Here is a 13,036-nt window from a genome sequence, read left to right as displayed (position 1 = left end):
GAGAGACGAGTCTACCGGCGGGCCGGAGTGCGGCCCGCCGGTAGGACGGCGTCAGAGGCGGCCCCCGCCTCCGCCGGCACCGGGGTTGAACTTACCGAGACCCCGCTGCGCCGCAATGAGCTCGGTGTCGGTGGTCTCCTGCACCGGCCGCGCGGGACCGGCGCTGCTCTTGGGCACCCGTCCGAGGCGCTTCTCGACCAGTCGCGCGACACCCGACAACGCGAGGCACAGCCCGATGTAGATCGCACCGGCGACGAGGGTCGCCTGGACGATGGGACGGTCGAGCGAGTTCTGCGAGCCCAGATACTTTGCGTAGAACAACAACTCTTCGTAGGTGATGATGAACCCGAGCGCCGTGTCCTTGAGCGTCACGACGAGCTGCGCCAGGATCACCGGCATCATCGCGCGGATGGCCTGCGGCAGGAGCACCAGGCGCATCACGCCCGACTTCGTGAGCCCGAGGGCGTACCCCGCCTCCGACTGACCACGCGGGAGCGATTCGACACCGGCGCGGATGACCTCGGCGAGGACGGAGCCGTTGTAGAGGATGAGCGCGACGACGACCACCCAGTACCCCTCCATGCGCACACCGACGACAGGGAGGCCGTAGTACAGGAGGAACATCATCACGAGGACGGGGACTGCGCGGAGGAACTCGACCACGGCGCCCACCGGCCACCGCAGCCACGCGTGATCGGAGAGACGCCCGATCGCCAACACGAACCCGAGAATGAGGGCTCCGACAGCGGCAGCTGCGAACGCGGCCAACGTACGGCCGGCGGCGAGGAGGAACTGCTCCCAGATCCGCGTGTAGGTGAAGGCGTTCCACTTCTCGGCGGAGAACTGTCCCGTGACCGCCAGCCGCCACACGAGGAATCCGACGACAGCGGCGACCACCACGATTGTCGCTGCCCCGATCACGCGGTTACGGGCGACGGCGCGAGGCCCGGGGACGTCGTACAGCACGCTGCTGCTCATCGCGCCACCTTCCAACGGTTCTCGAGCGATCGCTGACCCCACGAGAGGAGCAGGACGAGCGCGACGAAGATCACCATGACCCACAGGATGACGACGAGCTGATTCTCACCACGCTCGCTGAGCCAGTCGCGAGCCGATCCGAGGTTCATCACCGAGAACCCGGCGGCGACGGTCGTGTTCTTGAGGAGAGCGATGAAGACGCTCATCATCGGGGGGATGACCGACCGGAAGGCCTGGGGAAGAACCACCAGCGACATGACCTGACCGAAGGTGAGGCCCAGCGCACGGGCGGCTTCCGCCTGACCGACGGGGACGGTGTTGATCCCCGACCGGACGGTCTCCGCGACGTAGGTCGCCGTGTAGATGCCGAGCGCCGCGACGGCGAAGACAACCTGGACACCACCGCTCGCCCGGACGTCGAGCAGCGGCGGCAGCGTGAAGGCGAACCCGAAGAACACGAGGGTCAACGGGGTGTTGCGGATCGTGTTGACGTAGACGGTGCCGACGCCGCGCGCGATCGGCACCGGCGACACACGCATCGCCCCGACGATGATGCCGAGGATCAGCGCGAGCAGCCCTCCGCCGAAGAAGAGCACGAGCGTGCCCCGGAGCGCTTCACCCCAGAAATCGAGGTTGTCGGTGATGACGCCCATGCGGTCCTTTCGAACGTCTCAGGTGGGAAGCCCGGGAGGCGCATACGCGCCTCCCGGGCGTGACGGTCAGTCGACCTCGGGCTGCTCGGCCTTCACGCCGGCCGGTTCGAGGTACTTCTCGTAGAGCGCGGTCCAGACGTCGCCGCCGTCGGTGAACAGCGTGTTGATGTGGTCCTTCAGCACGGTGTCCCCGTCGGCGAGGCCGACGCCGTAGCGCTCCTCGCTGAAGGGCTCGCCAGCGAGCTTGAGGTTGTCCGGGTCCTCCGCGACGTAGCCGGCGAGGATCGCCTCATCGGTCGTGATCGCGTCGACCTGACCATTGAGCAGCTGCTCGACGCACTCGGAGTAGGTCTGACGCTCGGTGACCTCGCCGTTGTACTCGTCGCGGATGCGCTGCAGCGGCGTGGATCCCGTGACGGAACACGTGACCTTGTCGGCGAGGTCGTCCGGACCGTTGATCGAGTCGTCGTCCGCAGCGACCAGCAGGCCCTGACCGGTGATGAAGTAGGGGCCGGCGAAGTCGATGACCTCGTCGCGCGCGTCCGTCATCGAGTAGGTGCCGACGTAGTAGTCGATGTTTCCGTTGACGATCTCCTGCTCACGGTTGGCAGAGGGGATCGTCTGGAAGTCGATTTGGTCCTCGTCGAAACCGAGCGAGGCGGCAATCCACCGTGCGATGTCGACGTCGAAGCCGGTGCGCTCACCGGACACCGCGTCTTCGTAACCGAGACCAGGCTGGTCGCTCTTGACACCGACGACGATCTTGCCGGCCTCGGAGGCGCGGTCGAAGGTGGGGCTGCCGTCGAGCGACACGTCGCTGGCGACCTCCCAGAGGGCCTCGCTGCCCTCGGTGCCTTCGCCGCCGGTGCCGCCCTCGGCGCCGGGAGCGGTGGGGCTGCCGCTGTTGCAGCCGGCGAGCGCGAGTGCCGCGATCGCGATGCCGGCGAACGTGCCGGCGAGTCGAGTCTTACGCATGTGATCCTCCTGGTTTCGTGTCGTGCTTCGTTCGTCGCGCCGGTGCAGGGCGCGGACGTCTCAGTGGGTGATGAGCTTCGAGAGGAAGTCCTTCGCGCGGTCGCTCTTCGGGTTCGTGAAGAACTCCTGCGGCGCGGCCTCCTCGACGATCTGGCCGTCCGCCATGAAGACCACGCGGTCCGCCGCCTTGCGGGCGAAGCCCATCTCGTGGGTGACGACGATCATCGTCATCCCGTCCTGCGCGAGGCCGACCATGACGTCGAGGACCTCGTTGATCATCTCGGGGTCGAGCGCGGACGTCGGCTCGTCGAAGAGCATCACCTTTGGCTTCATCGCGAGCGCACGGGCGATCGCCACGCGCTGCTGCTGGCCGCCGGAGAGCTGCGCGGGCAGTTTGTCGGCCTGGTGGCCGACGCCCACGCGGTCGAGCAGCTCACGGGCGAGCTTCTCGGCATCCGCCTTTTTCATGCCCTTCACCTTGATCGGCCCGAGCGTCACGTTGTCGAGGATCGTCAGGTGCGAGAACAGGTTGAACGACTGGAAGACCATGCCGACGTCGGCACGGAGCGCGGCGAGTGCCTTGCCCTCCGCGGGGAGATCGGCGCCGTCGATCGTGATGCGGCCGCTGGTGATCGTCTCGAGACGGTTGATCGTGCGGCAGAGGGTCGACTTACCGGACCCCGACGGGCCGACCACGACGACGACCTCGCCGCGGTTCACCGACAGGTTGATGTCGGTGAGCGCCTGGAAGTCGCCGTAGTGCTTCTGCACGTCGGACATGACGACGAGCGGCTCGCCTCGACGAACGTCGATGTTCGACGTGCGCGGCGCAGGATCGGCAGCAGGAGTGGTCATGGAACTCACCCTAGGCAACGCCCGCCCCGGTGAACGAGCGGATGCCGCGGGGTTTACAGTTCCGTAATCAACCCTCGAGAATGGTCGCTTCAGGTCGCGCGCTGCGCGAAAGCCGATTCGTAGAGGCAGACGCTCGCCGCCGTCGCGAGATTCAGCGACTCGGCGCGGCCGTAGATGGGCAGCCGGAGCGACAGGTCCACGAGCTGGAGGGCCTCCTCATCGAGTCCGCGCGCCTCGTTCCCGAAGACCCACGCGGTCGGCTCCGCCAGGGTCGCCCGGTGATCGACGAAGTCCTCTCCCCCGACGTCGGCCGCGACGATGCGCAGACCCGCGGAGCGCGCCCGCCCCGTCGCATCCGCGAGGTCCACCCCCACCGCGACCGGCAGGTGGAAGAGCGAACCGGTCGTCGCGCGGACGACCTTGGGGTTGAAGGGGTCCACCGTGCGACCGGTGAGGATGACCGCGTCGGCACCGACGGCATCCGCTGCTCGGATGATCGTCCCGAGGTTGCCCGGGTCGCGCACCTCCTCGCAGATCACGATGAGACGGGGCTCGCCGTCGAAGACGTCGCGCACCGAGGTCGGCACCTGGCGGGCGACGGCCACGATGCCCTGGGGCGTCACCGTGTCGGCCATGGCGTCGATGACCTGCTCGCTCGCGAAGGCCACCTCGACACCGGCATCGGATGCCGCATCGCGGATGTCCTGATGCTTGTCCCATGCCGTCGGGGTCGCATACAGCTCGAGCAGGGTGTCCGGCCGCCAGAGCAGAGCCTCCCGGGCGGCCTGCGGGCCCTCGAGGAGGTAGAGGCCGGTCTCCTGCCGCGCCGTGCGCTTCGTCAGCTTCGCGACCGCGCGGACGCGCGGTGAACGTGGGTTCTCGAGCACGCTCTCAGTGTAGGGCGGCGCGCGGCGAGCACCGGCATCCGGGAACGCGAAAAGGCGCCCTCCGAAGAGGACGCCTTCTCACGGATGCTGAGGCGATCAGGCCTTGGGCGCGTTGACGTCGGCCGGCAGCGCAGCCTTCGCCGTGGCGACGAGCGACGCGAAGACGGCCGGCTCGTTGACCGCGAGCTCGGCGAGCATGCGGCGGTCGACCTGGACACCCGCGAGGCCGAGGCCCTGGATGAAGCGGTTGTACGTGATGCCGTTCTGGCGGGCAGCGGCGTTGATGCGCTGGATCCAGAGGCGACGGAAGTCGCCCTTGCGCTTGCGACGGTCGCGGTACGCGTAGACGAGCGAGTGGGTGACCTGCTCCTTCGCCTTGCGGTACAGACGCGAACGCTGTCCGCGGTAACCGGAGGCGCGCTCGAGGATGACGCGACGCTTCTTGTGGGCGTTGACAGCCCGCTTGACTCTAGCCATTTCTTCTACTTCCTAGGGTGTTGCGTCGGCGCTCAGAGGCCGAGGAGCTTCTTGGCGACCTTGGCGTCGCCGGGAGCCAGGATCTTGTCGGCGGACAGGCGGCGGGTGCGCTTCGTGGGCTTGCCCTCGAAGTTGTGACGGAGGTTCGCCTGCTGCTTCTTGATCTTTCCGCTGCCGGTGACCTTGAAGCGCTTCTTGGCGCCCGAGTGGGTCTTCTGCTTGGGCATATCTCTTCCTTCGTTGTGGTTCCCGCCGGGCGGGGGTCTGGGGCCGCTTACTCCGCCGGAGCGGAGGCGGGGGTCTCGTCGGCCTGACCGGTGCGCGCCTCGCGGGCGGCCTGCTTCGTCGCGGCGCGGGCCGCGTTCTGCTCGGTCTTGACCTCGGACTTGTTCTTGTGGGGAGCCACCACCATCACCATGTTGCGGCCGTCGATCGTGGGGTTGGACTCCACGGTGCCGAACTCCGCGACGTCCTCCGCGAACTTGCGGAGCAGACGCACACCCTGCTCGGGACGCGACTGCTCGCGACCGCGGAACAGGATCATCGCCTTCACCTTGTCGCCGGCCTGGAGGAAGCCCTCCGCGCGCTTGAGCTTGGTGATGTAGTCGTGCGCCTCGATCTTCAGACGGAACCGGACCTCCTTGAGGACGGTGTTCGCCTGATTGCGCCGCGCTTCCTTGGCCTTCTGCGCAGCCTCGTACTTGAACTTGCCGTAATCCATGATCTTGACCACGGGGGGCTTCGAGTTCGGGGCTACCTCGACGAGATCGAGGTCGGCCTCCTGGGCCAGGCGCATGGCCACCTCGATGCGGACGACGCCGACCTGCTCACCCGCGGGTCCGACGAGGCGGACCTCGGGGACGCGGATGCGGTCATTGGTGCGGGGATCGCTGATGCGGAACTCCTCTTTCGTGCGGTGGACGGCCTCCGGTGACACGGAAATGTGTCGCCGGGCGGAAGATCGTCACGTCCACCCCGCACGATGCACGCATCGGCGTTCTGTGTTCTGCACCCTGGACAACCTCGCGGAACGAGGCGGAGTGCGGGACCCGGTAGCCTGGAGCGGCAAGCGCGGGTGGGATGTGATCCTCTTTCGACACGGAGCAGAACACTCCGGTGCCCGCAGAAGTCTAGCAGAGAGCAGCACGTGAGCACTATTCCGGCCGACCACAGCGACCACGACCCCGAGCGCCTCTCGCGCTGGGACGAGCAGGAGCGGGTCGCACAGTCCGCCACGCGGGACATCGCGGACGTCCCCGCCGTCGAGGTGATCACGACCACCTCGGTGCACCTCATGAGCGCCGCGGCCGTGAAGCTCGGCCTCGCCGACGACCCCGACACCCAGAAGGACCTCGACGAGGCGCGCAAGCTCATCAACGCCCTCGCCGGCCTCATCACCGCCGCCGCCCCCGAGGTGAGCGACATGCACGCCCGATCCCTCCGCGACGGGCTGCGCACACTGCAGCTCGCCTTCCGCGAGGCATCCAGCATCCCCGACCCGATCGGCAAGGGGCCCGGCGAGAAGTGGACCGGCCCCGTCACCTGACGATCAGGCGCGCACGAGTTTGACCGTCAGCGAGTCCACCAGGACCGCGACGCGGTCATCCGCGGCCCATCGCGAAGCCAGACGCTCCAGGATCGCGTCGAGCGCCGCCTGATCCAGGCCGTCCACGAGGTGGAGACTGACGATCAGTTCCGGCCCGCGCAGCCGCGAGTGCGGGTCGCCCGTCGCAACGGACAGGTCGAGCACACCGAGCTCGGTGCCGATCGACTCCTGCAGGCCGGCGAACACCTCGGGCGAGGTGTGCGGCGGCTCCCAGCTCTGCCCCTGACCGATCGCCCAGACCGCCGGACGACGCAGGACGAACTCGGTCTCACTGCCGGGGTCGATCACGATGAGGTCGGTGTCGTCCGCGGCGGCCGACAGCGCCGTGCGGACGCCGTCGGCGGGGACCGGACGGGCCGCGGCATCCCACCGAGACATCGCCTGCACGGACGAGAACACCGGCAGGACGCGGCGGCCGTCGGGCGCGGCGACGGTGACGATCGAGAGCTCCTGCGTCTTGTCGACGGTGAGGCCCGTCGGGCCGACACCCTCATCGCCCTTCTCGGCGACGAGGGGGATCAGCAGGCGTGCCGTGCGATACGCGTCGACGACCGCCGCGGCATCCCCCTCCCCCGCGTGGAACGCGGTGAGCGCGGCCAGCAGCGCGGGGTCGGCGCTGCCGTCGTCGCCGCTGTGGGGGTTGGGCTGGAAGCTCCGCCCCTCCCAGGGCACGCCGGCGGAATCCGCCGAGTGCGCGTGCGGGTCAGTGTCCGGCGACATCCAGCGCCTCGGCCAGCGTGAACGCGCCGGCGTACAGGGCCTTGCCGACGATGGCGCCCTCGACGCCGAGAGGGACGAGTTCGCGCAGCGCCGCGATGTCGTCGAGGCTCGAGATGCCACCGGAGGCGACGACGGGCTTGTCGGTGCGGACGGCGACCTGGCGCAGCAGCTCGATGTTCGGGCCCTGCAGCGTGCCGTCCTTCGTCACGTCGGTGAGGACGTAGCGGCTGCACCCGGCATCCTCGAGGCGATCCAGCACCTGCCACAGGTCACCGCCGTCGCGGGTCCATCCGCGCGCCGCGAGCGTGGTGCCCCGGACGTCGAGACCGACGGCGATCGCCTCGCCGTAGCGGCGGATGACGTCGGCCGCCCACTCCGGGTTCTCGAGCGCCGCGGTGCCGAGGTTGATGCGCGTGGCACCGGAGTCGAGCGCGGCGTCGAGCGATTCGTCGTCGCGGATGCCGCCCGAGAGCTCGACCTTCACCCCGCGGAGCGACTTGATGACCTTGCGCAGCAGGGTCGCGTTCGACCCACGACCGAACGCGGCGTCGAGGTCGACGAGGTGGATCCACTCGGCCCCCTGGCGCGCCCACTCCTGGGCTGCGTCGACGGGGTCGCCATAGCTCGTCTCGGTGCCGGCCTCACCCTGCGTCAGTCGGACGGCCTTGCCGTCGGCGACGTCCACAGCGGGCAGCAGGATCAGTTCGGGCGTGGATGCGAATTCGTTCATGGCTCCGGGTGGGACGATGTGCGCACCGGGCGCGCGCACAGAGGGACACGTTACTAGGACGCGGGAAGCGACCCGATCCAGTTCGACAGCAGACGGATGCCGGCCGCGCCAGACTTCTCGGGGTGGAACTGCGTCGCCGACAGCGGGCCGTTCTCGACGGCGGCGAGGAACGGCGCCCCGTAGTCGCACCAGGTGAGCACCGGCTCGCGGAACGGCTTGATGACGTCGAGGGTCCAGTCCTGCGCGCCGTAGGAGTGCACGAAGTAGAAGCGTTCGTCCTCGAGTCCGGCGAAGAGCGTCGACCCCTCGCCGGCGCGGACGGTGTTCCAGCCCATGTGGGGCAGCACCGGTGCCTGCAGCTCGGTGACCGCGCCCGGCCACTCCCCCAGCCCCTCGGTGTCGACACCGCGTTCGACGCCCAGCTCGAACATCACCTGCATCCCGACGCAGATGCCGAGGACCGGCATCCCCCCGGCGAGACGGCGACCGATGAGCTCGTCTCCGCGACTCGCGCGCAGGGCCGACATGACGGCGGAGAAGGCCCCGACGCCCGGGACGAGGAGTCCGGCGGCGTCGGCGATCAGGCCGCGATCCTTCGTCAGCCGCGCATCGGCGCCCGCTTCGCTGAGCGCCTTGACCGCCGAGTGGACGTTGCCGGAGCCGTAGTCGAGGACCGCGACGAGCGGTGAACCCGTCACAGGGCGCCCTTGGTGCTCGGGATGCCGGCGACGAGGGGATCGAGCGCCTTCGCCTGCCGGAACGCGCGGGCGAAGGCCTTGTACTCCGCCTCGGCGATGTGGTGCGGGTCGCGGCCGGCGACGAGGGTCACGTGCATGGTCAGGCCGGCGTGGAAGGCGATCGCCTCGAAGGTGTGGCGCACGAGCGAGCCGGTGAAGTGGCCGCCGATGAGGTGGAACTCGTAACCCGCCGGCTCACCCGAGTGGACGAGGTAGGGGCGGCCGCTGATGTCGACGACCGCCTGCGCCAGCGCCTCGTCGAGCGGGACGAGCGCATCGCCGTACCGCGAGATGCCGGACTTGTCGCCGAGTGCCTGGCGGATCGCCTGGCCGAGCACGATGGCCGTGTCCTCGACGGTGTGGTGCGCGTCGATGTGGGTGTCGCCCGTCGCGCGGACCGTCAAGTCTGTGAGCGAGTGCTTCGCGAACGCCGTGAGCAGGTGGTCGAAGAACGGCACGGTCGTGTCGATCGTGCTCCGACCGGTGCCGTCGAGGTCGAGCTCGAGCTCGATGGTCGACTCGCTGGTCACCCGCCGGACGGAGGCGGTGCGGGGCGCAGGGGTGCTCATGCCCCGAGTCTACCGAGGCATGACGGGCCGACCGCGCCCGTGACGGACGTCGGCTCAGAGGGAGGCGAGCGCCTCGAGGAACGCCGTCGACTCCTCTTCGCTGCCCGCCGTGACGCGGAGGGTGTGCGGCAGGCCGACGTCGCGGATGAGGACGCCGCGGTCGTACAGACCCTGCCAGGTCGCCGCCGGGTCGTCCACGCCCCCGAAGAGGACGAAATTGGACCAGCTCTCGTACGGCGAGTACCCGAGCGCCGACAGGGTCGCCGAGATGCGGTCGCGCTGCGCGACGATGTCGTCGACCATGCGGAGCATCGTCGGGGCGTGGCGGAGGGCGGCCGTGGCCGCGGCCTGGGTGAGTGCGCTGAGGTGATACGGCAGGCGCACCAGGCGGAGCGCGTCGATGAGCGCGGGATCGGCGGCGAGGTAGCCCACGCGCGCCCCGGCGAAGGCGAAGGCCTTGCTCATCGTGCGCGACACGACGAGACGCTCGCGGTCGTGAAGCAGCGTGAGCGCGGACGGCTCGTCGCGCGGGGCGAACTCCTGGTACGCCTCGTCGACGATCACGATGCCCCGGGAGGCCTCGTAGACGGCCTCGATGACCTCGAGCGACAGCGGCGTGCCCGTGGGGTTGTTCGGTGTGCAGAGGAAGACCACGTCCGGCTGAGCACGTTCGATCTGCTCGGCGGCATCCGCTGCGGACAGGGTGAAGTCGTCGCCGCGCGTACCGCTCACGTAGGTGGCGCCCGTCGCGCCCGTGAGCAGCGGGTACATGGAGTACGTCGGCGCGAACCCGAACGCCGTGCGTCCCGGCCCACCGAACGCCTGCAGGATGTGCTGGAGGACCTCGTTCGACCCGTTGGCCGCCCAGATCTGATCCGGCTCGAGACCGTGGCCCAGGTAGTCCGCGAACCCCTCGCGCAGAGCCGTGAACTCACGGTCGGGGTAGCGGTTGATGTCGCGCAGCGCCTGCGCGATGCCGTCGAGGATGTCGTCCGCGACCTCTTCGGGAACCGGGTGGGTGTTCTCGTTGACGTTGAGCGTCACGGGCAGCGACGCCTGCGGGGCGCCGTAGGGGATCTTGCCGCGCAGGTCGTCGCGGAGGGGGAGGTCGTCGAGACTGGCACTCACCCCGCCATCGTAGGACGTGGCGCGGCCCTACTCGCCCGCCTGCGCCGAGTAGGTGGCCGGGATCGCGATCGACTGACCGGCGTCCACCGCGGAGGACGACAGCGCGTTGAGGCGGACGATCGCGTCGATGACGTCGCGCGGGTCGCTGTCGGGCGCGATGTCCTGCGCGATGCTCCACAGCGATTCGCCGGGCATCACGGTCACGGTGTCGAAAGACCCCGCGGACGCCCCCGCGTCGCCGCTCGCGAGAGCACCCCCGCTGGAGAGGATGCCGACGCCCAGAGCGACGACCACGGGCAGTGCGGCGAGCGTGGCGAGGACACGGCGACCTCGCGTGGTCATCCGAAGGCGCGTGCGCACGACAGGCGCAGTCGCGGTGGTGATGGTGATCGCGGTGCTGGTGGTCGCGGTGATCGAGTTCATGGTGTCCTCCTCGGGGTGACCCCGGTCAGATGAGATCTTCGCCCCCGCCCGTCGGCCGGGACGGACGGGTGCGAAGTTCTCTTCCGAATCTATCTTCGAAGTTCGTCGACTGTCAAGGGTGCGGTTGTCCGCAGATCGATCGAAGACGACACGCGGTCGGCTACGGGACGATCCGATCGACACCGGATACGGTTTCGATGACCAGAGCCCATCACCAACCTCCGACATTCGAAGGCGAGTGCTCCCGGAGGGACCCCGGGGTGACGAAAGGAACGACATGAGCGACAAGCCGCAGACGCGTCGGCGCAAGAGCCTGAGCGACAAGCAGCTCGCCATCCTCGAGGTGATCCAGCGCTCCATCGCCCGTCACGGATACCCGCCGAGCATGCGCGAGATCGGCGACGCCGTCGGCCTCAAGTCGCTCTCGAGCGTCACCCATCAGCTCAACCAGCTCGAGCTGAGCGGCTACCTCCGTCGCGACCCCGGCAAGACGCGCGCCATGGAGGTCCTCATCGATCTGCCGGGCTCGGCGGGCGAGAACCCGGCGGACGTCGCCCCGAGCGTCGGCGACGCGGCGATGGTGCCGCTGGTCGGCCGGATCGCCGCCGGCGTCCCCATCACCGCCGACCAGCAGGTCGAGGAGATCTTCCCCCTCCCCCGTCAGCTCGTCGGCAAGGGCGAACTGTTCATGCTGAAGGTCTCGGGCGACTCGATGATCGACGCCGCGATCTGCGACGGCGACTGGGTCGTCGTCCGCTCGCAGGCCACCGCCGACAACGGCGAGATCGTCGCCGCCATGCTCGACGGCGAGGCGACGGTGAAGACCTTCCGCCAGCGCGACGGTCACACGTGGCTGCTCCCCCGCAACTCGGCCTTCGAGCCGATCCTCGGCGACGACGCGGTGGTCCTGGGCAAGGTCGTCGCGGTCCTGCGCGCCGTGTGACGGCGCGCAACGAAGAGAGGGGATGCCGGACGGCATCCCCTCTCTTCGTTGCGGCCTCAGACCCCGGCGCCCACCTGGGCGCGGACCGCGCGAGCCGCCGCGACGATGTGGCGGAGGGAGGCGACCGTCTCGTCGTACCCGCGCGTCTTCAGACCGCAGTCCGGGTTCACCCACAGGCGACGGACGTCGAGCTCCGCGACGGCGCGCTCGAGCAGCGACGACACCTCGTCGACGGACGGCACGCGCGGCGAGTGGATGTCGTAGACGCCCGGTCCGATGCCGTGGGCGAATCCGGATGCCGCCACCTCCGAGATGACCTCACCCCGACTGCGGGCGGCCTCGATCGACGTGACGTCGGCATCGAGCGCCGCGATCGCGTCGATCACGACCCCGAACTCGGAGTAGCAGAGGTGCGTGTGGATCTGGGTCTCGTCGGCGGCGCCCGCGGTGGCGAGCCGGAAGGACCCGACCGACCAGTCGAGGTACGCCGGCTGGTCGGCGGTCCGCAGCGGCAGGAGCTCCCGGAGCGCCGGCTCGTCGACCTGCACGATCGCGATGCCGGCCCGCTCGAGGTCGGCGATCTCGTCGCGGAGTGCGAGGGCGACCTGGTCGGCCGTCTCGCCGAGCGGCTGGTCGTCGCGGACGAAGGACCAGGCGAGGATCGTGACGGGTCCGGTCAGCATGCCCTTGACGGGCGCGGCCGACAGCGACTGCGCGTAGGCCGCCCACGGCACCGTGATGGGTGCGGGGCGCGAGACGTCTCCCCACAGGATCGACGGGCGCGTCGCGCGGGAGCCGTAGGACTGCACCCACCCGTTGCGGGTGACGGCGAACCCGTCGAGGTTCTCGGCGAAGTACTGCACCATGTCGTTGCGCTCGGGCTCGCCGTGCACGAGGACGTCCAGCCCGATGTCCTCCTGCAGAGCGATGACGCGCGCGATCTCGTCACGGAGGAACCCTTCGTAGGTCGCCTCGTCGATCTCGCCGCGCGTCGCGCGGGCGCGCGCCCGGCGGATCTCGGCGGTCTGCGGGAAGGATCCGATCGTGGTCGTCGGGAGCGCCGGCAGACCCAGCACCGCGTCCTGTGCGGCGGCACGCACCTCGAACGGGGTGCGGGATCGGTCTGCCGGGGTGAGCCCGCCGGCACGGGCGCGGACGGCGCCGTCGCGGACCCCGGGCGCCGAGCGGCGGTCGGCGAGGGCGGCCGTCGCGGCATCCAACTCCCCGGCGATCGCGTCGCGACCATCGGCGAGCCCGCGTGCCAGGGTCGTCACCTGGGAGACCTTCTGATCGGCGAAGGCGAGCCAGGACACGAGGCGGGGATCGAGGGCGGGCTCGGCGGCGAGGGCGTGCGG

The 13,036-nt window shown here is 69.6% G+C and carries 17 protein-coding genes; 2 read left to right on the top strand and 15 right to left on the bottom strand.

Features of this window, described 5'->3' with window-relative positions; all coding sequences use genetic code 11:
- Positions 1-51: 51 nt before the first annotated feature.
- The 8 genes from NH287_RS09260 to infC form a co-directional block, all read right to left on the bottom strand.
- Positions 52-978 (bottom strand): amino acid ABC transporter permease, encoded by a 927-nt coding sequence (locus NH287_RS09260; RefSeq protein ID WP_253035382.1) that lies wholly within the window; start codon positions 976-978, stop codon positions 52-54.
- Positions 975-1,631 carry an amino acid ABC transporter permease gene (locus tag NH287_RS09255; RefSeq protein WP_253035381.1) on the bottom strand — a complete coding sequence of 219 codons (657 nt, stop codon included), beginning with the start codon at positions 1,629-1,631 and terminating at the stop codon, positions 975-977. Before NH287_RS09255 ends, NH287_RS09260 begins: the two co-directional genes overlap by 4 nt.
- A 66-nt stretch (positions 1,632-1,697) precedes the next feature.
- Positions 1,698-2,606: a glutamate ABC transporter substrate-binding protein gene (locus tag NH287_RS09250; protein ID WP_253035380.1), complete on the bottom strand. Its 909-nt coding sequence runs from the start codon at positions 2,604-2,606 to the stop codon at positions 1,698-1,700.
- 60 nt (positions 2,607-2,666) lie between these two features.
- On the bottom strand, positions 2,667-3,386 hold the full coding sequence (locus NH287_RS09245; RefSeq protein WP_197471643.1) for an amino acid ABC transporter ATP-binding protein: 720 nt from the start codon (positions 3,384-3,386) through the stop codon (positions 2,667-2,669).
- Positions 3,387-3,550: 164 nt separating this feature from the next.
- Complete coding sequence (locus NH287_RS09240) at positions 3,551-4,348, bottom strand: RNA methyltransferase (protein ID WP_253035379.1); 798 nt, start codon at positions 4,346-4,348, stop codon at positions 3,551-3,553.
- A gap of 96 nt (positions 4,349-4,444) precedes the next feature.
- Positions 4,445-4,825 (bottom strand): 50S ribosomal protein L20, encoded by a 381-nt coding sequence (gene rplT / locus NH287_RS09235; RefSeq protein WP_064003211.1) that lies wholly within the window; start codon positions 4,823-4,825, stop codon positions 4,445-4,447.
- A 32-nt stretch (positions 4,826-4,857) separates the two neighbouring features.
- Positions 4,858-5,052 carry a 50S ribosomal protein L35 gene (gene rpmI / locus NH287_RS09230; protein WP_064003210.1) on the bottom strand — a complete coding sequence of 65 codons (195 nt, stop codon included), beginning with the start codon at positions 5,050-5,052 and terminating at the stop codon, positions 4,858-4,860.
- Between the two features lie 47 nt (positions 5,053-5,099).
- Positions 5,100-5,762, bottom strand: coding sequence for a translation initiation factor IF-3 (infC, locus tag NH287_RS09225; RefSeq protein ID WP_082886179.1), 663 nt, complete (start codon positions 5,760-5,762; stop codon positions 5,100-5,102).
- A gap of 210 nt (positions 5,763-5,972) precedes the next feature.
- Here infC and NH287_RS09220 point away from each other — a divergent pair, with 210 nt between their 5' ends.
- The gene (locus NH287_RS09220; RefSeq protein WP_064003209.1) at positions 5,973-6,371 is read left to right on the top strand and encodes a DUF1844 domain-containing protein; all 399 of its coding nucleotides are present in this window, start codon (positions 5,973-5,975) and stop codon (positions 6,369-6,371) included.
- A gap of 3 nt (positions 6,372-6,374) precedes the next feature.
- Here the strand turns inward: NH287_RS09220 and NH287_RS09215 are convergent, their stop codons facing one another.
- From NH287_RS09215 to NH287_RS09190, 6 genes are read right to left on the bottom strand one after another with little or no spacing between them, the layout of a single operon-like run.
- Positions 6,375-7,151 carry an SseB family protein gene (locus tag NH287_RS09215; RefSeq protein ID WP_253035378.1) on the bottom strand — a complete coding sequence of 259 codons (777 nt, stop codon included), beginning with the start codon at positions 7,149-7,151 and terminating at the stop codon, positions 6,375-6,377.
- Positions 7,135-7,881: a bifunctional 1-(5-phosphoribosyl)-5-((5-phosphoribosylamino)methylideneamino)imidazole-4-carboxamide isomerase/phosphoribosylanthranilate isomerase PriA gene (gene priA, locus NH287_RS09210; RefSeq protein WP_253035377.1), complete on the bottom strand. Its 747-nt coding sequence runs from the start codon at positions 7,879-7,881 to the stop codon at positions 7,135-7,137. Before priA ends, NH287_RS09215 begins: the two co-directional genes overlap by 17 nt.
- Before the next feature lie 53 nt (positions 7,882-7,934).
- Complete coding sequence (hisH, locus tag NH287_RS09205) at positions 7,935-8,579, bottom strand: imidazole glycerol phosphate synthase subunit HisH (RefSeq protein ID WP_253035376.1); 645 nt, start codon at positions 8,577-8,579, stop codon at positions 7,935-7,937.
- Positions 8,576-9,187 (bottom strand): imidazoleglycerol-phosphate dehydratase HisB, encoded by a 612-nt coding sequence (hisB, locus tag NH287_RS09200; RefSeq protein WP_253035375.1) that lies wholly within the window; start codon positions 9,185-9,187, stop codon positions 8,576-8,578. The genes hisH and hisB overlap by 4 nt, the downstream gene beginning before the upstream one ends.
- Before the next feature lie 54 nt (positions 9,188-9,241).
- The gene (locus NH287_RS09195; RefSeq protein WP_064003204.1) at positions 9,242-10,315 is read right to left on the bottom strand and encodes a histidinol-phosphate transaminase; all 1,074 of its coding nucleotides are present in this window, start codon (positions 10,313-10,315) and stop codon (positions 9,242-9,244) included.
- Positions 10,316-10,342: 27 nt separating this feature from the next.
- Positions 10,343-10,738 carry a LysM peptidoglycan-binding domain-containing protein gene (locus NH287_RS09190; RefSeq protein WP_217531367.1) on the bottom strand — a complete coding sequence of 132 codons (396 nt, stop codon included), beginning with the start codon at positions 10,736-10,738 and terminating at the stop codon, positions 10,343-10,345.
- A gap of 277 nt (positions 10,739-11,015) precedes the next feature.
- On the opposite strand from NH287_RS09190, the gene lexA reads away from it, so the two are divergent.
- Positions 11,016-11,681, top strand: coding sequence for a transcriptional repressor LexA (gene lexA / locus NH287_RS09185; protein WP_064003202.1), 666 nt, complete (start codon positions 11,016-11,018; stop codon positions 11,679-11,681).
- A gap of 56 nt (positions 11,682-11,737) precedes the next feature.
- Here the strand turns inward: lexA and metE are convergent.
- A partial coding sequence (gene metE / locus NH287_RS09180) for a 5-methyltetrahydropteroyltriglutamate--homocysteine S-methyltransferase (protein WP_253035374.1) occupies positions 11,738-13,036 on the bottom strand: 1,299 nt, incomplete at its 5' end.

It is taken from the genome of Microbacterium sp. CnD16-F (assembly GCF_024124465.1).
GTDB classification, from domain to species: Bacteria; Actinomycetota; Actinomycetes; order Actinomycetales; family Microbacteriaceae; genus Microbacterium; species Microbacterium gawkjiense.
The sequence above is the reverse complement of the archived record's forward strand: the minus strand, read 5'-3'. Positions and strand labels throughout refer to the sequence as shown.